We start from the raw sequence: 19559 nt of genomic DNA on the forward strand, positions 1-19559 counted from the left end.
ACTTAGTTTTCTGAATTTTGATAAGACTTATTATACGATGTTACAGATAGATTTCAATAGCTATTCGTCATTTTTTCGTCAAATTGAATAAATTTGCAGTACTTTTTCTTCAAATTCGTTATCCCTATCATTTTTATTGGAATTAAGAAAAACTTCATTTAGCTAATTAAAATAAGGATAATCACATCTCTTTACACCCGTGAAACATTTCACATTCCTTTCTAAATTTTATTCAAATAATTTTATAATTATAAGTCATACAGAATATTTATAACCCTTCCATGTCTATACAGGAAAAAGAGAATGATTTTTATTCTTGACATACTGTTTAATCGGGGCTGAGATACCCATTTAAAAAGGCTCCCGGAATTTCCGGGAGCCTTACTTATTACTGCTGTGATTCATTAATTGGTTCTTCTTCTGATCCACCGAACAGACCTGAGATTGCATCAATTAATCCCTGGAAGAAATCTCTGACACCCTGCCAGAATCCTTCATCATTGACAACATCACTCAGACGATCCTGAATCGCTGTTGAAAGATCATTCAGCTGCTCTGACACATTATCAAAGTTGATATTCAGGTTACGCATCTGCTCGAATAAATCTGTCAGTCGCTGACGGTCTTCTTCACTCAAGTTAATTTCCAGGTTTGACAGCTGCTCATTAATGATCTGCTCAACATCTTCACGCGTTGCCGGGTTCTGTTCTGCGATTGCCTGCTTAATTTCAGCCAGCAGTTCACTTACCTTTTCCTGATCAATTCCCTCTTCTTCTGCAAGATCAGTCGCCAGGTTCAGCTCATCATTCGCAACTTCAAGTCTTGCTGTATCAAGTTCTTCACCGCTTACTTCATACGCTTTATAGATTCCTGTCAGTGCAGAATGACCGCTTACTTTTACCGGTGAAGCAATTTCAACCGTTGCATTTTCAATACCTGCTGTGAGTAAAGCATTGGCATACATTGTATCCGTTACCTGTGTAATATTTTCAGGGTTAACTCTTTCAATAACCAGTCCGTGTCCTTCATCTTGACGCGTGATTTTTGCTGAAGAAAACATACGTGCTCTGCTGTCTTCTCCTTCAATATAACGTACAAGATCTTCTCCTGTTACAACCACTTCTTCAACTGATTCAGGATCAGTCACGCCCAGCATCTCTCTTACTTCCTGTTTTTGGTTATCGTCAAGATTTCCGCCAAGCACCAGGATCGGAAGACCGAACCTTTCATCAATGCCTTCATCTGTATTATGGTCTGAAGCACCCGCTGTGCCGACTGCCGGAATAAGTAATATGATCGCTAGTAGAGCTGTAATCAACTGTTTCATCATTTGCATTCTCCTTTTGTTTTCAGTTCAGCAGAAATTTCCTCTGCATCTAATAGACGTTAAAATCTCCAAAAGGTTTCATGATGTTTTTTTCAGGTCCTCAGTCAGATGACCAGCCTGGTCTTTTACAGCATATGCAAATTGCGCAATTTCATCAAAAGCTGTTTCGAGCTCATGGACGGCATGGACGATTCCCTCAATGCCCTGGTCATTGTCAGCCGCGTGCTGCTGCATCATCTGCATGGTTCCCTGGACTGCCGTTCCACTCTCTGATGACAGCCTGGCTGCTTCAAGAATACGTCTGAATTGCAGCTTCAGTTCTTCCTGTTTACCAATTAACACTTCAAAAACATCTGAAGTCTGATTAATCGCATTCATGCTGCCATCCATTTTGTTTCTGGTTTCTTCAAGTGAGGCGGCCACTTCTTCTTTTGCAGAAGAGATTTCAGCAACAACTGTCCGGATATTCACAGAAACAGAAGCTGATTGTTCAGCGAGCTTCCTCACTTCATCCGCTACAATGGCAAATCCTTTTCCATGCTCCCCTGCTCTTGCAGCCTCAATAGAAGCATTTAAGGCAAGTAAGTTCGTCTGTGCTGCTATCCCGGTGATCTGGTCCAAAGCAGCGTCAATTTCCTTTGTTTTTTCATCGAGTACCTGAACCGTCTCAGCTGAATAACCGGACTGCTGTTGCACTTCTTTCATTTGACTGATCGTTGACTTTAGATTCTCTTTGTTTTCTTCTGCAGCCAGAATGACTTCATCGGTCAGTTTATTCATTTCTTCAGATCTCCTGGATACATCTGACACTTGTGACACAATGCCTGAAACATTTTTTTCTGCCGTGGCAGATGATTGCCTGTATTTTGATGACGCTTCTTCCATGATTTCAAGCTGCCCGCTGACAGAAGAAACTGAACTTGAGGAATCCGCAAGCTGGGTTGTCAGCTGGCTGACCATCTGATCAAGCCGGTCTGCCGTTGCTTCCACGTTAACCAGCATAGACTTCAGCTGAGTCTGAAGTTCAACACTCTGCTCATTTTTAAGACCGGCTCTTTTCACTGCATATAGTAAAATAATTGCGATTGGTACATATTGAACAATGTGATAAGCACCCGTCAGGATCGCATACTCCATCGAGGTTTCCACCATCATCGGTTCTGCAAAATAAAGATGGACAAACTGAGCAATGGCCAATAGAAAAGCGGTTGCGATCAGTGCCTTCTTCATGAGCTTTGCATCTGCATAAACGGCTGCAATACCGAGTGGAACAAACCAGAAGTATGGTACATTCACCCATGCATTCGCATAAAAGATAAATGACAGCAGTAATGTCGCAAGGACAGATAATTCCTTAAAATACTTAGCATCATTTGATAGCCTGTAATATAAAGCGGGAGCTACCAGCAGTAAAAACTGTGTATTGTACAAAACATTCATTAATGTCAGTTCCGGCACCCCATACATGATGACCTGCGCAATCATGTTCACCAGCATTAAAGCTGCTGACACCAATAAAATTCTGCTTAATAAACCTGAAAGTCTCCCCTCTTTCATTAAATCTTTCCCGTCCCCTTTCATTCTTAACCCCCCTGTACGTATATGAACCAACACCATTATTATAGTGAGTAAAATCCTAAATGAAAAGTAATTTTTTACAATTTTCAGTATAATAAGCATTCATTTTTCGAATTACTTTAAAAGATAGCGTATGATAGGAATACAACATTCAAGGAGGTCTACATAATGAATATTCTGATTGCAGGCGCCGGCGGGATTGGCGGCTATTTTGGCGGGAGACTGATGGAAAAAGGTCAGAAGGTTACTTTTCTTGTGCGTGAAAATAGAAAGAAACAGCTTGAAAAAACAGATCTTGTCATTGAAAGCCCTCACGGAAATTTCACCGGAAAACCCGATCTGATTACAAAAGATCAACGTGATCAAACGTATGATGCCATTATCATTACGACAAAAGCTTATCACCTTGAAGAAGTAATAAATGATATAAAACCGTTTGCTGATGAGTCTACACTGATTCTTCCTCTTTTAAATGGAATTGCTCATATGGAACCGTTGATTGAGGCTTTTGGCGAGCGTGTGATCGGCGGTCTGTGCTTTATTGAGACGACGCTGAACGCTGAAGGTCATGTGATTCAATCAAGTCCGATTCATGACCTGGTCTATGGAGAAAGAGACGGAAGTCCATCTGAACGGATCATGAAGCTGCAGGAGGCTTTTGAAGGTGCCCATGCAGGTTTTACACTCAGCGAAAATATCATGCAGGATATGTGGCATAAGTATTCATTTATCACTGCGATGTCCGGTATTACCACATTAATGAGGTCACCAATTGGTCCGGCAGTCAAACTGCCTGCAGCAAGACAGACACTTGAAAGACTGCTGCATGAAATTTCAGCTGTCATGCATGCCATTGACGCCCCAATCGCTGAAGGCCTCCCTGACATGCAAATGGCAAAAATGGAGGAAATGAAAGACGAAATGAAATCCTCTATGCTGCGTGATATGGAAAAAGGACTGCAGACAGAGACTTCACACCTGCAGGGCTGGCTGCTCGGGAAAGGAAAAGAAAATGGCCTTGAAACTCCTGTACTTGAAGCAGCTTTTGCACATGTGAAGATCTATGAGTCACTCAAATCCTGACAGATGACGACAACCTCAATTCTGCTGTATAATGAACTGACCAGATCGAAAAAAAGGAGGGAAAGATATGGCTGCGATGTCACTATGTCCAAAGTTCGAACAAGCTTTTCAAATTCTGGGCAAACGCTGGAATGGCGTGATCATACGCGTACTTGCTGATGGTCCTAAGCGCTTTTCAGAAATTGCAGAGCCGATCCCTCATATCAGCAATAAAATCTTAACTGAACGTCTGAAGGAACTAGAAGAACACGGGCTTGTTATACGTGAAGTGTATCCGGAAACACCTGTGCGGATTGAATATAGATTATCGGATAAGGGTGAGTCACTTACACCTATTTTGGATGAGATTCAACATTGGGCTGATCAGTGGATGGCTAAATAGAAAAAAGCCGGGACAATTTTTATTGTTCCGGCTTTTTTCTGTTTGGCGGGCTTCGGGTTAAATGTAACCGTTTCAGGCGGATGCTTTCCGGACGGTGGTTGCTGAGCCTCCTCAGCCTGCGGCTTCCGGGGTCTCAGCTTCCCACTAATCGTCCCGGAGTCACCGCCTTACGCTTCGCTGCACTTGGATTTCATTATAAACTGATGAAATTGTTTAGTTTTAATATCATTCTTTCCCATATTTAGTCCGGCCATTTTAGGCTTGCGCTCCGTCGAAAGCTTTTTTAAAGACAGACCCTAATCACTATAGTGAAAAAAAGCATATTTATTCTTCCACCGAAGATTCCAGCCTCTTAATTTTGAACTGTCCATTTTCTTCTGTGATCAGGAAACGGTAGTCAAATAAGGTTGATTCGGGTTTGTTGTTTATCAGTTCTTCTTTTTCGACTGAGGCCCTCACTTCAACGTCTCCTGAGACAACAAAGGCATCGGATGATTTTAATGAGATGGATAGTAAGTTTTGAAACTCGTCTTTAAATTCCGCAAATGTGAATTCCTGTTGAACAGATACGCTTAACAGTGAGTAAGCCGTAACAAAATCACCGAATTCAATGCTGGATAAGTAATATTGTGCGATATACAGCGCCTGCTCTTCTACTGTTGGCGTGACTGCGTCTGCAGGCTGTTCTGCATATTGATCAAATGTCGGGAGCTCCTCCATCGGTTCTGCAATCCAGCCGTCTATTAAATCAACCACATCAGCGATTGGGATACTGTATCCAAGATTCTGATCCGGTTCTTCTGCAGAATTGAGTCCAATCACTTTCATTGTATCTGCATTTAATAACGGTCCACCACTATTCCCCGGGGAGATCGCTGCTGTGAATTGATCAATATTTTCATATTTGAATGGCTCAATGACAAATGACCGGTCCGTTCCATCAATGACACCTGATGTGACGGTATTCTGAAAGCCGAGTGGGCTTCCGAGCGCGAGTACCTGGTCAAGCAGCTGAGCTTCATTTTCCGTTTCAAGTTCCATTGGTTCCTTACCTGAAAGTTCATCTACTTGAACGACAGCAACGTCCGTCGTTTCACTGATTCCTTTTACATAGCCTGTATAACGGGCAGAATCCGCAGTGATCACCGTGACTTCAGATGCGTTGGCAACGACGTGGGCATTGGTTACAATGGCGCCTTCTGTATTATAAATAAAGCCTGAACCAATTGAACCGATCGGCGTTTCAATCTGGATCACTTTTTGCTGTGCATCAAAAAGGGCTTCTTCTCTTGTCATTGACAGCTGACTGAGGAACTCTTCTTCATCTGCATTCAGACTGCCGGTTGTTAAGTATGAAGGTTCCTGTTTGATTGAGCCGGCCACATATTGCTTGATGGCTACACCGCCCCACACTGTCAACCCGACGATCATTGCTGCTGCGATCAGGCTTGCAGTCCATTTTTTATTCATACTTCACCTCTATTCCAAATACCACGTAATGGATTCAATTTCCACTTTTTCATAGGATTCACTTACTTCAAGCTCATCGGTAAACAGCCCTGTCCCCTCAGGCACAAGGTACTCAGGGTCCGCAACCGTGAGACTTTCAGCTACAACATTTCCCTCTTCGTCAAATACGCTCCAGGAAATCTCAATCCAGCTGATTGGCCGTGATCCGTTATTTTTCACTTCGCCTGTGAGCTGAATCTTCTTTTCATCTGCCGTGACTTCCCACTCCTCTACAGAAACTGCTTCTGTCCTGTTGAAGTGGTCCTGCCTCTCAGCCTCTTTCATCGCTTCAGCAAGCCGGTTGTACTCTTCCTCCTGATAAGCAGTCCTCTGCGTCTTGATCTTTTCTTTAAAGGACTGTAATTGCTCATTATCCGGCGCATATCCAAGTCCGATCTCTATGATATCAAGCGCTTCAGAGAAATGGTAAAGTTCAAGCTCATCAGCAGCATCACGGATTGATAAAGAGGCAATCTGTTCAACGATCCGCGCTTCCAGCTCTGAAGCACCTTCCTCGTCGATCTCACTTACCTCCAGCAGTTTACCCGCCAGCGATTGAATAGACAGCTGTTCATTTAAATCATCTTTGATCGAAAGTAATAATGCTTTTTCTTTTATATCAATCATGCGCTGCTGTTCTGCAAATAGCAGCTCATTCTGATTTTCTTTCATTTTTGATGTTAAGTTTTCAATTTCTTCCTGTATATTGTCATATTGTCCATTTTCAAGCTGCTCCTCAAGCTTTGTCAGCTGCTTCTGAAACCCTTCAGCCTGCCTGACTGCTCTGAGACTTTCCCTCAGAGATTCATACTCAGGACGCGCATTCGCAGCTTTCGCCAAATTCTGCTCCGCTGTACTCCAGTTCTTATAAAAAGCCGCATTTTCACCGGCAGATTTCCATTCTGTCACTTTATCATTAGTCCAGGTTTCATATCCATATATCGTTCCTAAAGATAAGATGCTGATCATGACTACGATCAGCAGGAATTTAAATGGGGTCAACATTCTTTTTTTTCCACTGAAATCTTTAGAAGGAGATTTGGACGATGGTTTGTTTTCTGACTGATCATGATTCATCGATGCATTCCCCTTTCCTTATCTATTGTACTACCCTTTTTTCCTTAATTTCACTCTAAATGAGACAATTTGCTAAAATTCTTTGATTTTTTTACAGAAGGGTTGATTTTAACAAATTCATTGATTTTAAAAAAATAAAATTTCCTTGTTGACTTTATCTCGAATTCAAGATAAACTAATTACAAATAACAACCGAGTTACAAAAAGTAACTCTAAACACTAAGGAGGAATTTATAATGACAAACACAACAGCAAAAAAATGGGCAGTAGATACAGCACACTCAAGCGTGGATTTTTCAGTTAAGCACATGATGATTTCAAAAGTAAAAGGTTCTTTCCACGAATTCAGCGCAGATATCTCAGCTGACCCTCAGGATTTGACTGGAGCAGACATCAGCTTCTCTATCAAAGTGAACAGCATCGATACACGCAGCCAGGATCGTGACAACCACTTACGTTCAGCTGACTTCTTTGAAGTTGAAACATACCCTGAAATCACGTTCCGCTCTACAGATATCAAAAAGACTGGCGAAGACGAGTATGAAATGACTGGCGACGTAACAATTAAAGATGTAACACGCCAGGAAACATTCAAAGTGGAATACGAAGGTTCAGGTCAGGATCCATGGGGCAACCAAAAAGTCGGCTTCACTGCAGACGGCAAACTTAACCGTAAAAACTACGGTCTTACATGGAACCAGGCACTTGAAACTGGCGGGGTTCTTGTAGGTGAAGATATTAAGATCAACCTTCAGATTCAGGCACAGGAAGCATAGAAAAGCGGAGGCAGGCGTTCAGCCCCCACAAGCATAAGACGCAATGAGAGAAATGGGTGACCTTCCCCATTTTCTCATTGTGGCTTATGACTCGAGGGGCTGCCTGCTGGGCTGGACATAGTATAGAAACCCCGCCGAGGCCCAGCTCGGCGGGGTTTCCTCTTTATATGGCGGCGTTTGTGGAAGGTGGCTTGTCTGTAACAAGAGTAGCCGCTATCCGGGGGGGAATGACTACGGCGTTCGAATAATCTGAAAGGTGATGGAATAAAACAAAAGGTGACTGAATAATCCTGATAGGTGAATGAATTAATTCGGCCGCGCCTTCATAACGTTGAATTAATCAAAAGGTGATAGAATTAAATGAATTGCTGATCGAATAATATATATTGATGGCCGAAAAAACGCCCACCCACCCTGCATACTAAACCATTTAAGCAAAACCCTATCCCCATCTGAAAAAGTCATTATCAACATGAATTCACCCTCCTATTTCACAAAAAAAACCGCCAAAGCCCGGGCTTCAGCGATTCCTCCACATCAGTTAATCATCTTCCCCTCTTTATCCTTCCAGAACTCCTTCCTCAGCACGACCTTCTGAATCTTACCTGAGGCCGTCTTTGGCAGTTCATCAGCGAAACTGAAGCTTTTTGGAATTTTAAAGCGTGCAAGCTTTTCGTTGGCAAAAGCAACAATGTCCTCTTCAGTCAGTTCAGCGTCTGGACGCTTCACGACGACTGCATGAGGCACTTCACCCCATTTTTCATGTGGTACGGCAATGACGGCTGCTTCCATAATATCCGGATGGTCGTATAGCGCAGCTTCCACTTCAATAGAAGAAATATTTTCTCCGCCGCTGATGATCACGTCTTTTTTGCGATCTACAATTTCCATGTAGCCCTGCTCGTCAATGACCGCCATATCACCCGTATACAGCCATCCATCCCGAATAGTCGCGGATGTTGCCTCAGGATTTTTATAATAGCCTTCCATCACATTATTTGAGCGGACAGCAATTTCCCCGATTGTTTTTCCGTCATGCGGCACTTCATCCCCGCTTTCATCAAATACACGGACTTTTGTGCCAATCAGCTCATAACCGGTTTTTGCTTTTAACCTTGCGTAGGCACTTTCATCTTCCGCTGGTGTATTTTCCCGAGGCTGCGAGGTCGTCACAAGCGGTGAGATCTCTGTCATACCGTATACATGAATGAATTCCCATCCGAGTTCCTCTTCAACCTTTCTGATAAATGCCGGCGGTGGTGCTGATCCGGCAATGACGATTCTGAGCGGATGATCAAATGTTGATTTTGTATGCAGAGATTCCTGCAGTACCATATTCAGAACGGTTGGCGCCATATGCATGATCGTCACCTGATGCTCTTCAATACGCTCAAGCATTTGCTTCGGATCCACTTTCCGCTGCATCACCTGTGTGGCACCATTCGCTGTATAGTAAAAAGGTGAGCCCCATCCATTTACATGAAACATCGGTAATACATGCAAAAGCGTATCCCGGTCACTCACGCGCAGGTGGTGCATCGTGGACAGTGCATGCAGATAATTTGAACGGTGCGATAATAACACACCTTTTGGATCCCCGGTTGTTCCGCTCGTGTATAAAAGAGAGGCGATATCTGTTTCTTCAAGCGGTTCCCTCTCAAATGATTCGTCTGTAAATGTCATCAGCCACTCTTCGTAATCAATGCATCCTTCAGCGGAACCACCCTGCACAATAATCGTATGAACACTTTCAAGCCTGTCTCTGATCGGTTCAACAAGCTGGTACAATTCTGTGTCTGCAAATAGCACTTTACTTTCACTGTGATTTAAAATAAACAGGTAATCATCCGGTCTGAGCCGTGTATTCAATGATGTCATGATGGCACCTGTCTGATAAATGCCGTAAAATCCTTCATACATTTCAAGAGAGTTTGGCGTTAAGTAAGCTACTTTGTCCCCTTTTTTGATATCCAGACTTCGCAAACCGCGCGAAAGTCTGTTTACTCTTTTTTCAACTTCTTTATAGGTGAGTGCTCTTTCTCCATCAATGACTGCTGTTTTATTCCCGTAAAGTGTTACTGCCCGATCCAGAAAGTCTGTCAAGATTAATGGCACATGCATCCTTACATCCCCTTTGTTTGTACTTAAATATGGGTGTATTGTATACGTTTTCAAAAAGTAAATCAATTATTGACAGAACTTTCAGGTATTTATCTATTAGCTAAACTGGCTGCTGATTTCCGTTCCAGGGGGACGCTTTCCGCGGCCGGGCGCTGAGCCAGCAGGCTTCGCCATGCTCTGTCTCACCTGTCCCTTCCTGCCGCAGGAGTCGCCCCCTTCCACTACAATCATCAGCTGTGCAGATACAACATTGACCTTTAATAAAATTTATCTTTTCAAAACTGTATCTAAAATAAGTGAGGATTTTCAGGGAGTGCCGAGACTCCAACTATGAGCTAAACATGCTATATTACATAGACATTAAATGTTAAAGAGCACCTCGCTAAAATGATTAATTCATTGTCAGTCGGGAAGAATATATACTATACAAATCTAAGGAGATGATTGAGATGGCAGATAAAGAGAATAAGAAAGAACAAAATAATAAGAATGATGCGGAAGAAAAAATCCAGGATATGTTTGAAGAAGGTACCGTGGATCGCAAGGAAGATGAGGAAGACAAAGAAGATAAGGATTGAAAAAAACCGGGTTGCCGTATTTGAGCAACCCGGTTTTTTTAGCTTCGGTTAACAGGCAGCGTGCAGCATCTGAAAGAGCCGCCAGACTTAATAATTTCTGAAATATCACATTCGATCACATCATAGCCCGCTCTTTTAAGCTTCTTATTGATGTCCTGATTGACGGGCAAACTGATGATTTTATCGTGCCCAATGCTAAGTACATTCGGACCCATCGTGAACTGTTCATCATCGGTTACATCAATCAGTTCATAGTGCTCCTTGAACTTATCGATCATTTCCTGTGAAAAAGCCGGGCTGTAAATCAGGGCTTCTTCAGGTGAGATGATGTTGAACAGACAGTCCAGATGTAAGTACTGTGAATCAAACGGGACAGCTGTGATGTCGTGTTCGGGCAGCTTCGCACGCAGTTCTTCAACTGCATCTTCTGTTGTTCTGCTGCTGATGCCGACCCATATTTTTTTGCCGTCTGTAATTACATCTCCACCTTCAATTGAGGGTGAAGTGATCTTTTCGAATTTCATTTTCGATTCCTGCAGCCATTCCTTTAAAATCCTGTCTTCTCCGCTGCGCATGTCTGTTCCCATGGTGGAAATGAAAACTGTGTCACCAATGGTAAAGCCGATGTCACGTGTGAAGACCTGTTCAGGATACATCGCAAGCGGCGGCAGCTGAACGACATCTGCACCGTGTTCATGAAGCAGCTGGATAAAGTTACGGTGCTGTTCCATTGCTTTTTCGCGGTCGATATTATCTTTTAAAAAGTGTTTTTGCGTTTCATTTATGGCCTCTTCAATTTTCATAAAGGCAGGCGGACATACAAGGACACGTTCAAGTGCGCCAAATTCATTTTGACAGCCGGCCTGGTTATGATTTTCTTTTCGTTCCATCAACATGCTCCAGTCCTCCGTTTTTACTCTTTTTGTATGTTATTCCTTTTTCACAGTAAAAATAAACGGAGGGTTCTAGGAAAATTATTGAACTGAATACTTTTGAAGCCCGGTATGACTGTTTTCGAGGATCGAAAAAATTTTTTCTTTGTACGATGCGAGACTTAAATCACTTCTGCTTCTCGGCTTTGGCTGGCTGATTTTGATTTCAGCTGCCAGTTCACCAGGCTGTCCGCTCAGCACCAGAATTCTGTCACAGACATGCAGTGCTTCATCAATATCATGCGTCACCATTACCATTGTGGTTTTTTCTTCCTGCCAGATATCAAGCAGCAGATCCTGCAGCTGCATTTTTGTAAATGCATCAAGTGCACTGAATGGCTCATCCAGTAATAGCACCGAAGGTTTTGAAGCGAGTGCCCGCGCAATCGCAGTTCGCTGCGCCATTCCACCTGACAGGTCACGTGGAAGTGCTTTTGAAAATTCACTTAACCCTACGAGGGATAAATAATGTGCACCCTGCTCACGGTATTTTGCAGGATGTTTAAATCCAAACAGCACGTTATCTTCTACTGACAGCCAGGGCATCAGCCGGGGTTCCTGAAAAATAACGCCTGCTCCTTTTCCGCTGCCGTCATGTAAGTGAATTGTGCCGCTGTCTGCCTGATCTAGTCCTGACAGTACGCGCAGCAGCGTACTTTTACCACAGCCGCTCGTCCCGAGAATACCGACAATTTCACCTTTTTGAACAGTGAAGGATATATCCTTAAATCCGGCTGCCCCATCTTTAAATAAGCGGGATGCTTTTTTTACTGTTAACAATGCAGTCACCTCTTTTACTGAGCATTTTGCAGGTTATCCTGCCACTTCAATGACTTTGCTTCAATTCCTTTGAGCAGTGCATCTGTCCCTTTACCGAGTGCTGCAAATAAGATGATACTTGCGATAATTAATTCCGGTGAAGATGTATTCTGCCCAAGTACAAGCAGATATCCAAGTCCTTCACTTGCACCAAGCAGCTCTGCAGCAACGACAAACATCCACCCTAAGCCAAGTCCGCTCCTGATCCCTACGAGAAACGATGGCAGAGACGCCGGCAGGATAATTCTTCTGACTAACTGCAGTGAGCTGAAACGATAGACCTTTCCCACTTCAATCAGCTTTCTGTCGACACCCTGAATACCTGATACGATATTTAAATAAACCGGGAAGAATACGCCGACTGCGATTAACGTGACTTTAGAAGGCTCTCCAATGCCCATCCATAAAAGAAATAATGGAACCCAGGCAAGTGACGGGATAGATCTGAATGCCTGCAGAATCGGATCGAGCAGCCTTTCTGCCTGTTTAAAGTATCCGACTGCTGCACCGACTATCAGGGCAGCTGCGGTTCCGATCAGAAATCCTGCCCCCACTCTGTATAATGTGATGGACACATGCGACCAGAGTGTACCCTCCTGTGCCATTTCAATTATTGACGTGACCACAACGGTCGGGGCTGGCAGCAGGTATGATTCGATCCAGCCGAGTCGGGCCGCTGCTTCCCAGACAGCGATCAGCACAACTGGGAGGATCAGTCCGAGTCCAATCAGATTCAATTTATTTTTCATACCGCTCCCTCCTTTACTCCAGACTCTCTGTAAATGACGGGTTTAACAATTCATCAACAAGTGCTTCAATATCTGCATCCTGATCAATCACTTCCTCCTGGCGCAGCACCTCACCCGCTGCAATCAGCGCTTCAGTATGTTCATCTCCAATGACCGGATTTGAAAAGTCATTGCGGGCAAGACTTGCTTTTGCCACCTCAAGGTTCATTTCCGCTTCATCTGCAAGAATTTGTGCGGCATCATCAGGATTCGCAATCGTCCATTCACGTGCTGCTTCATATTGCGCAATTACTTCTTCCACAATCTCAGGATAATCTTCAGCAAATTCTGATCTGACATTCAGTGTTCCATACGTATTAAAGTCAGGATTCCGGTAAAACAGTTCTGCATTCGTATCCAGTTCTGCTCTTGCCATATGCGGATCCAGTCCGGCCCATGCATCGACCTGACCTGAAGATAATGCATTTGCTCCATCCGGATGCTGAAGGTTCACAATTTCCACTTCATCTGAGGATACCCCTGCTTCTTCAAGTGCACGAAGGAGGAATATGTAAGGGTCTGTTCCAAGCGTTGCGGCGACTTTTTTTCCTTTCAGGTCTTCCACTGACTGAATATCTGATCCTTCAGCTGCAACAAGTGCAGTCCACTCCGGCTTTGCGTATAAGTAAACGGATTCCACCGGAGAGCCGTTTGATTTTGCGATCAGGGCTGCCGCTCCTGCAGTGGACCCAAAATCAACACTTCTGGAATTAAGAAACTCCAGTGCCTTATTACTTCCCTGACTGAGTACCCACTCCACTTCAATTCCTTCATCCTTCAGTGCTTCTTCTACCAGTCCCTGCTCTTTCAGTACAAGGCTCGTTGGTGAATAATAAGCATAATCAAGCGTAATTTTTTCCGGCTGTTCATCTGAACTGGCGTTTGCTGAGCATCCAGCGAGGACCCCGATTGCCGCTGATGATAAGATAAGTGCACTTAATTTATTCATTTATATTCCTCCCTGTTTACTCAGAATTATGTTTAAAAGAAACGGACAGCTTTTACTGTCCAGTTTCAAAATGATATTTGACGAGCTCCCCCCATTTTTCAAATTCAACGAGGAAGCCGTCATGACCAAAATCTGTATCGACTTCATGAAAGTCAGCTTCAGGTACATAGCTGATAAACTGTTCAATTACGTTCGGCGGGTATAGCAGATCCCCCTTAAATCCAATGCCAAGCAGCTTTGACTTAATCTTCCCGGCTGCTTCCTGAATACTGCCGTGATACCTGCTGATATCGTGATGATTCATCGCATATAAAAGTGTCAAATAGCTGTTCGGGTCAAACCGTTTCGTGATTTTTTCACCCTGGTATTTTAAATAGGATTCCACCTGATAAAATGGCTGCTTTTCTTCCACTTCTTTTTCTTCTCTGTTGAATCTGCCTGTAAACAGGTAGGGACTTCTGTAAGTGACAAGACCGACCATTCTGGCAACCTCAAACCCTTTTACGTCAGAGGCATTTTCATACAAGCCGTTGTTCCAGGCCGGGTCATTTTCAATCGCATGAATTCCGATCCGGTTGAAAGCTATCCCGTAATCACTTAATGATGGCGTCGCTGCAAGGAGCACTGCTTTTCCCATAAAATCAGGATAGCTGATGCACCATTCAAGTGTCTGCATACCGCCGAGTGACCCGCCTATGACACCGTGCAGGCTTGTGATTCCAAGCTTCAGACAGGCGTGATACTGGGCGTTCACCATATCTTTTACCGTGATAAATGGAAAGGCTGTGCGGTACTTTTCACCGTTTTGATTAAGTGAATCTGGACCTGTAGAACCGCTGCAGCCGCCAAGAACGTTAAATGTAATCACCTGAAACTTTGTTAAGTCAATGTAAGCATGTTCACCGGCAAATCCACGCCACCAGCCCGGATCCTGCTCCGTTCCGACTGACTGGTGCGTCCCGGTTAACGCGTGACAGATCAGGATCACAGGTAATGACGGATCTCCTGACCGCTCATAGCGGAGAGAGACATCATCTATCACTTTTCCGGATTCAAGTGTCAAAGAACCGATGTTAACTGTCCCTTCACGATGCATGACCTTCTCAGTTAATGTCTCTCCCATGGTGGTTCCTCCCTTACGAATGCGCTGGTACTGCCGCTTTTTCAATCGCCTGATTTAAATCGTTAATTAAATCTTCAACAGATTCAATACCGACTGATAATCTGATTTGCTCTTCCTTTACGCCGGCTGCCTCAAGATCTGCAGCTGTCAGCTGTGCGTGTGTTGTTGAAGCCGGGTGAATGATGAGTGATTTCGCATCCCCAACGTTAGCAACATGTGACCAGAGCTGCGTATGATCAATCACTTTTCTGCCTGCCTCGCGTCCACCCTTAATGCCAAATACAATAATTGATCCGGCTCCTTTAGGCAGATACTTTTTCGCCGCCTCATATGATGAGTGGCTTTCAAGACCCGGATACTGCACCCAGTCAACTGAAGGATGCTGATCCAGATACTCAGCGACTTTCAGCGCGTTTTCCACGTGACGCTCCACTCTCAGATGCAGCGTCTCAAGTCCCTGCAATAAATAAAATGCATTTTGAGGGCTGAGGCATGCGCCTGTATCACGCAGCAGATTCACCCGCAGCTTTGCGATAAATGCCGCTGCTTCAAGATCCACAAAGCGTAATCCGTTATAGCTTGGGTCAGGCGTTGTAAAATCCGGGAAGCGTCCGTTATCATAATTGAATGTTCCTGCATCTACAACGACACCGCCAATCGTTGTGCCGTGTCCACCGATCCATTTCGTTGCTGAATGGACAACGATGTCTGCCCCGTGTTCAATCGGTTTGTTCAGATAAGGCGTTGCAAATGTGCTGTCAACAATCAGCGGAACGCCTTCTTCATGAGCGACTTTTGCCACTCCTTCTGTATCAAGTACATGCAGACTCGGGTTTCCAATCACTTCTGCAAAGACAGCCTTCGTTTTCGGACCGATCGCTTTTCTGAAGTTCTCCGGGTCTGTCCCGTCAACAAATTTTACATTCACACCGTATCTCGGCAACGTCTGGGCGAAAAGGTTGTAAGTGCCGCCATAAAGATTTGCAGCAGCGACAATTTCATCTCCTGCGCCTGCAAGGTTCAGTACTGCATAAGTGATTGCCGCCATGCCGGAAGCTGTTGCCACAGCACCGACTCCGCCTTCTAACAGCGCGATTCTATTTTCAAAAGCAGCGACTGTCGGGTTTCCGATTCGTGTATAGATATTTCCTTCTTCAGCAAGTGAGAATAAATTCTGCGCATGCTCAGCGCTGTCAAACGTGTAAGACGTTGTCTGATAGATCGGGATTGCTCTTGAATTCGTAGTCGGATCTGATTCTGTTGCACCGTGAAGTAATAGCGTCTCAATATTGTATTGCGGCTGATTGTTGGTCATGAATGAATCTCTCCTTTAGTGAGTTGATGGATTTTTTTACAGTGAAGTTGTAACTGGATGAAGGTGAAAGGGGAAAACAAAAACCCCCTTCATAAGAAGAGGGTTATATATCCTCCTCTTATCTTTCAGACCTTTTCAGGGTCTGTAGGAATTAGCACCTTTCCGTATCAGGATTTGATACGTTGGTTGCCGGGCATCGCAGGGCCTAGTCCCTCCGCCACTCTGGATAAGAGTTATAAAGTTGTAAGTACATGTTGTGTTTGCTCTTGTTGAGGATTATAAAGAGTCTGAAAAAGGAAGTCAACCTTTTTCTGAATATTTATTTTATTGGGCTTTGAATTCTATTACCTCTGCTTCTGGATCGGACTGAATTTCTATGTGTGCCGGAACCCGCAGATGGATGACACTCATGCCACTCGAATAATTTAAGCCTGAAGCCAGGTCCGCACGCTCCCCTTTCATGAATTGCTGTGCGGCAACCGGTGGATTAAACTGATTGAACTGAAGCCTGTTGGTGTGAAATGAGTTTTCTACATTCACTGTACCAGCGGCAATTGACACTTCTGCTCTTTTGATGGTTTCCGTAATGTCATAACCATTTAATACGACAGGTGTTTCATAAATGTCAATCAGAATTTCACGGTCAACCTCTTCATCTTTTGTAACAGCAATTAGCACATCTCCATAAGACGACCCATAACCTGGCGCAGGAATAATCAGCCGGTCCATTGAAAAATCATACTGCTTTTGTTCCACCAGAAATTCAGGCGCAATATCATCAAACCTGTTTTGCTGAGCGGGTCCATACAGGTCAAAGTAATAGTCTGATGGTTCCGCTTCTGACATGGCATTCGTGTCATCAGCTGATACCGGTAAAATATAATATGCAGCCATAGCAACCAAGAGAACGCCGGAATAGATGATATAGATCAGTCGGGTACGCAACAGCTTCCCAGTAAATATTCTTTGTTTTTTGGGCTTTAATTGCTGCTCTCTTCTTCTCCAAAAGAGTGTGAAAATCAGTAAAACGAGTGCGATTGGAAGTATTTGAACAAGGAACATCATATTTCTCTCACCTCACTATTATTGGTCAGCGCTACTGCCAGACCATACAATATGACTGCAGTAAAAAGTGCTTTTACCAGAAAAATCAGCAGTGAGCTTTCCTGAACATAAAAGAGATGAGCGAATTCAAATAGAACGTAGTTTTGCAGGATGTTCGGAACAAATATGATTGCCGGGATCAGTGCAAAAAACAGCTTACTGATCTTCAATAATGTTCCAAACAGATACCCAAGCGCAACAGCCATTAAGTAATACCCGAACATACCGGCACCTGCAATGAACAGTTCCCCGGGTGACCCTACCGTTGAAAGCCCGGGAAAATACTCTGCCGGACGTACCAATAACATAATGAGATAAATCAGATAGCTGCTCAATACAGTAAAAATGGCAGCAATCAAGACAACAGAAGCAAACAGAATTGCATTGGAAACCTGAGAAATGAAACGGTTTGTAACAAATGAGAAATCTTCATACAAATAGTTTTTAGCAGTGAGCATAGCCGGCGTAACGAACATCCAGAATATCGTGAAAGCAAAAACAGTATTCGTCGAGTAGGTTGACACTTCAATCGAAAACAAATCATTAGTCGTCGCCATTCCTCCAGATCCAATCGCAGAGAATATAATCCCGATCACCTGCAGAAGAACAAGACTGCGCAGCAGATACGTATAGGAATACCATTTATAAATCACTTGCTGCCGGATCACATCACCCGTGCTGACTGTTGCTAAAGACATCATCAATCCCCCCTGTATTTCTTCTCGTCATATACACACACAAATCACTCGCAGACACCGGCGAAAATCTAAGATCACGCGCAGCTGCTTTCTCAGCCGCAGTAAAATGATTTTTCACAACCACTGTTGAGAATCCGCTTTTTTCTTCAAGACGGGCAATCACTTCCTGCTGATCTGACCAGCTTTTAACCTGAACAGTCGGGCCGGTGACAGCCATCGCATACTCTTTTACTTCTTCGATCGGGAGATGCAGAACCGAACGTCCCCCATCAATCAGCAGCAGATCTTCAATCAATTCATCAATTTCATCAAGGTGGTGACTTGAAATCAGAATCGTTCTCGGATGTGCAAGATAATCCTTCAGCAGTGCCCGGTAAAAATCTTTTCTGACTGAGGCATCCATGCCGGTTGTCGGCTCATCAAATATCGTCAGCGGACAGCGTGCTGCAAGACCAAGGATTCCGAAAAACGTATTTTTCTGTCCCTTAGACAGATAATCCGTTCCAACATTCATGGGTAAGGCAAAATACTCCGCAAGACGCTGTGCAAGCTCTGCGTCCCAGTTCGGATAAAAACGGCTGTGGTGATGCAAAATGTCTTTCGTCGTCAGCGCATTCGAGAAAACAGTGTATTCATCAAGATACATACTGTTGGCAGATACCTTCAGGCTGTTAAAGGGCTTTTCACCGAACACACTGATGTCCCCGCCTGTCTTTTTTAAATAACCGGCGATCGTTTTCATGAGCGTTGTTTTACCAGACCCGTTTCTTCCGACAATGCCGGTAATCGTATTTTCCTGAATGATAAAGTCCGCATCTTTTACACCGGCACCGTTTTTGAACCTTTTCTCAAGATGTCTGCATTCAATAACCGTCATGACGTTTCCCCTTTCCGGCGACTTTGCTCCAGCTGAATCATGTGGATCAGATCTGTTTCTTTTACATTCAGGTGTTCTGCCTCGGCAACTACATCGGATACAAGCGCTGCCAGAGTTTCGTTGATTCTCCTGTGGCGGATCTGTTCAGCCGCCTCTTCTGTCACAAACATCCCAAGTCCCCTTTTCTTATATAGAATCCCTGCATCTGCAAGTATGGTCAGCCCTTTTGCTGCTGTGGCCGGATTGATATTGAACTGATCAGCCAGCTGGTACTGCGAAAACATCTTTTCATGTGCTTTAAATCGTTCATGCAAAATTTCTGTTTCCAGCCACTCTGCAATCTGTATATAAATCGGTTTTGTACTGTCTGCATTCAGCATCAGCTCAGTCACCTCCTTTATCTGATATAGTGCATTACTGTTGTAATGTACTATATAGTATTTTGTAATCTTTGGCAATAGGTGTTTGTGGAAATTTTTGATATTGGGCGCGTGCGTTGGTTCGTGGAAAAGTGAGGCATGTT

The 19559-nt window shown here is 43.9% G+C and carries 19 protein-coding genes and 1 riboswitch; of the genes, 4 read left to right on the forward strand and 15 right to left on the reverse strand.

Going from position 1 to position 19559, the window contains the following annotated elements; genetic code table 11:
- Positions 1-388: 388 nt before the first annotated feature.
- Both UFB30_RS13435 and UFB30_RS13440 read right to left on the reverse strand, forming a co-directional pair.
- The gene (locus UFB30_RS13435) at positions 389-1330 is read right to left on the reverse strand and encodes a DUF1002 domain-containing protein (RefSeq protein WP_322422207.1); all 942 of its coding nucleotides are present in this window, start codon (positions 1328-1330) and stop codon (positions 389-391) included.
- A gap of 75 nt (positions 1331-1405) precedes the next feature.
- On the reverse strand, positions 1406-2908 hold the full coding sequence (locus tag UFB30_RS13440; protein WP_322422208.1) for a methyl-accepting chemotaxis protein: 1503 nt from the start codon (positions 2906-2908) through the stop codon (positions 1406-1408).
- A gap of 165 nt (positions 2909-3073) precedes the next feature.
- Between UFB30_RS13440 and UFB30_RS13445 the strand changes: the two genes are divergently transcribed.
- Together UFB30_RS13445 and UFB30_RS13450 are read left to right on the forward strand one after the other, a co-directional pair.
- Positions 3074-3988, forward strand: a complete 915-nt coding sequence (locus tag UFB30_RS13445; protein WP_322422209.1) for a ketopantoate reductase family protein — start codon at positions 3074-3076, stop codon at positions 3986-3988.
- 67 nt (positions 3989-4055) lie between these two features.
- Positions 4056-4370: a winged helix-turn-helix transcriptional regulator gene (locus UFB30_RS13450; protein WP_322422210.1), complete on the forward strand. Its 315-nt coding sequence runs from the start codon at positions 4056-4058 to the stop codon at positions 4368-4370.
- Positions 4371-4694: 324 nt separating this feature from the next.
- Here the strand turns inward: UFB30_RS13450 and UFB30_RS13455 are convergent, their stop codons facing one another.
- Entirely contained in the window at positions 4695-5840 is a 1146-nt protein-coding gene (locus UFB30_RS13455) for a S1C family serine protease (RefSeq protein ID WP_322422211.1), read from the reverse strand.
- A gap of 9 nt (positions 5841-5849) precedes the next feature.
- On the reverse strand, positions 5850-6956 hold the full coding sequence (locus tag UFB30_RS13460) for an FxLYD domain-containing protein (RefSeq protein ID WP_322422212.1): 1107 nt from the start codon (positions 6954-6956) through the stop codon (positions 5850-5852).
- A gap of 236 nt (positions 6957-7192) precedes the next feature.
- Here UFB30_RS13460 and UFB30_RS13465 point away from each other — a divergent pair, with 236 nt between their 5' ends.
- Positions 7193-7732 carry a YceI family protein gene (locus tag UFB30_RS13465; RefSeq protein WP_322422213.1) on the forward strand — a complete coding sequence of 180 codons (540 nt, stop codon included), beginning with the start codon at positions 7193-7195 and terminating at the stop codon, positions 7730-7732.
- Positions 7733-8269: 537 nt separating this feature from the next.
- On the opposite strand, the gene UFB30_RS13470 is transcribed toward UFB30_RS13465, so the two are convergent.
- Complete coding sequence (locus tag UFB30_RS13470; protein ID WP_322422214.1) at positions 8270-9853, reverse strand: long-chain-fatty-acid--CoA ligase; 1584 nt, start codon at positions 9851-9853, stop codon at positions 8270-8272.
- Between the two features lie 449 nt (positions 9854-10302).
- Between UFB30_RS13470 and UFB30_RS13475 the strand changes: the two genes are divergently transcribed.
- The gene (locus UFB30_RS13475) at positions 10303-10431 is read left to right on the forward strand and encodes a hypothetical protein (RefSeq protein ID WP_322422215.1); all 129 of its coding nucleotides are present in this window, start codon (positions 10303-10305) and stop codon (positions 10429-10431) included.
- Between the two features lie 38 nt (positions 10432-10469).
- Here the strand turns inward: UFB30_RS13475 and UFB30_RS13480 are convergent, their stop codons facing one another.
- From UFB30_RS13480 to UFB30_RS13525, 10 genes are all read right to left on the reverse strand, one after another.
- Positions 10470-11327, reverse strand: coding sequence for a dimethylarginine dimethylaminohydrolase family protein (locus tag UFB30_RS13480; protein WP_322422216.1), 858 nt, complete (start codon positions 11325-11327; stop codon positions 10470-10472).
- A gap of 78 nt (positions 11328-11405) precedes the next feature.
- Positions 11406-12143 (reverse strand): ABC transporter ATP-binding protein, encoded by a 738-nt coding sequence (locus UFB30_RS13485; RefSeq protein ID WP_322422217.1) that lies wholly within the window; start codon positions 12141-12143, stop codon positions 11406-11408.
- 14 nt (positions 12144-12157) lie between these two features.
- Positions 12158-12931, reverse strand: coding sequence for an ABC transporter permease (locus tag UFB30_RS13490; RefSeq protein WP_322422218.1), 774 nt, complete (start codon positions 12929-12931; stop codon positions 12158-12160).
- Positions 12932-12944: 13 nt separating this feature from the next.
- Positions 12945-13919, reverse strand: a complete 975-nt coding sequence (locus tag UFB30_RS13495; RefSeq protein ID WP_322422219.1) for an aliphatic sulfonate ABC transporter substrate-binding protein — start codon at positions 13917-13919, stop codon at positions 12945-12947.
- A gap of 52 nt (positions 13920-13971) precedes the next feature.
- A complete protein-coding gene (gene metX, locus UFB30_RS13500; protein WP_322422220.1) occupies positions 13972-15042 on the reverse strand; it encodes a homoserine O-acetyltransferase MetX in 1071 nt (356 codons plus the stop codon).
- A gap of 13 nt (positions 15043-15055) precedes the next feature.
- On the reverse strand, positions 15056-16357 hold the full coding sequence (locus UFB30_RS13505; protein ID WP_322422221.1) for an O-acetylhomoserine aminocarboxypropyltransferase/cysteine synthase family protein: 1302 nt from the start codon (positions 16355-16357) through the stop codon (positions 15056-15058).
- Positions 16358-16472: 115 nt separating this feature from the next.
- Positions 16473-16590, reverse strand: a riboswitch (SAM riboswitch).
- Positions 16591-16681: 91 nt separating this feature from the next.
- The gene (locus UFB30_RS13510; protein WP_322422222.1) at positions 16682-17422 is read right to left on the reverse strand and encodes a hypothetical protein; all 741 of its coding nucleotides are present in this window, start codon (positions 17420-17422) and stop codon (positions 16682-16684) included.
- Positions 17419-18159, reverse strand: coding sequence for a hypothetical protein (locus UFB30_RS13515; RefSeq protein WP_322422223.1), 741 nt, complete (start codon positions 18157-18159; stop codon positions 17419-17421). The genes UFB30_RS13510 and UFB30_RS13515 overlap by 4 nt, the downstream gene beginning before the upstream one ends.
- Entirely contained in the window at positions 18131-19036 is a 906-nt protein-coding gene (locus UFB30_RS13520; protein ID WP_322422224.1) for an ABC transporter ATP-binding protein, read from the reverse strand. Before UFB30_RS13520 ends, UFB30_RS13515 begins: the two co-directional genes overlap by 29 nt.
- Positions 19033-19419, reverse strand: coding sequence for a GntR family transcriptional regulator (locus UFB30_RS13525; protein ID WP_322422325.1), 387 nt, complete (start codon positions 19417-19419; stop codon positions 19033-19035). Before UFB30_RS13525 ends, UFB30_RS13520 begins: the two co-directional genes overlap by 4 nt.
- Positions 19420-19559 lie beyond the last annotated feature (140 nt).

It is taken from the genome of Jeotgalibacillus haloalkalitolerans (assembly GCF_034427455.1).
Taxonomy (GTDB): domain Bacteria; phylum Bacillota; class Bacilli; order Bacillales; family Jeotgalibacillaceae; genus Jeotgalibacillus; species Jeotgalibacillus haloalkalitolerans.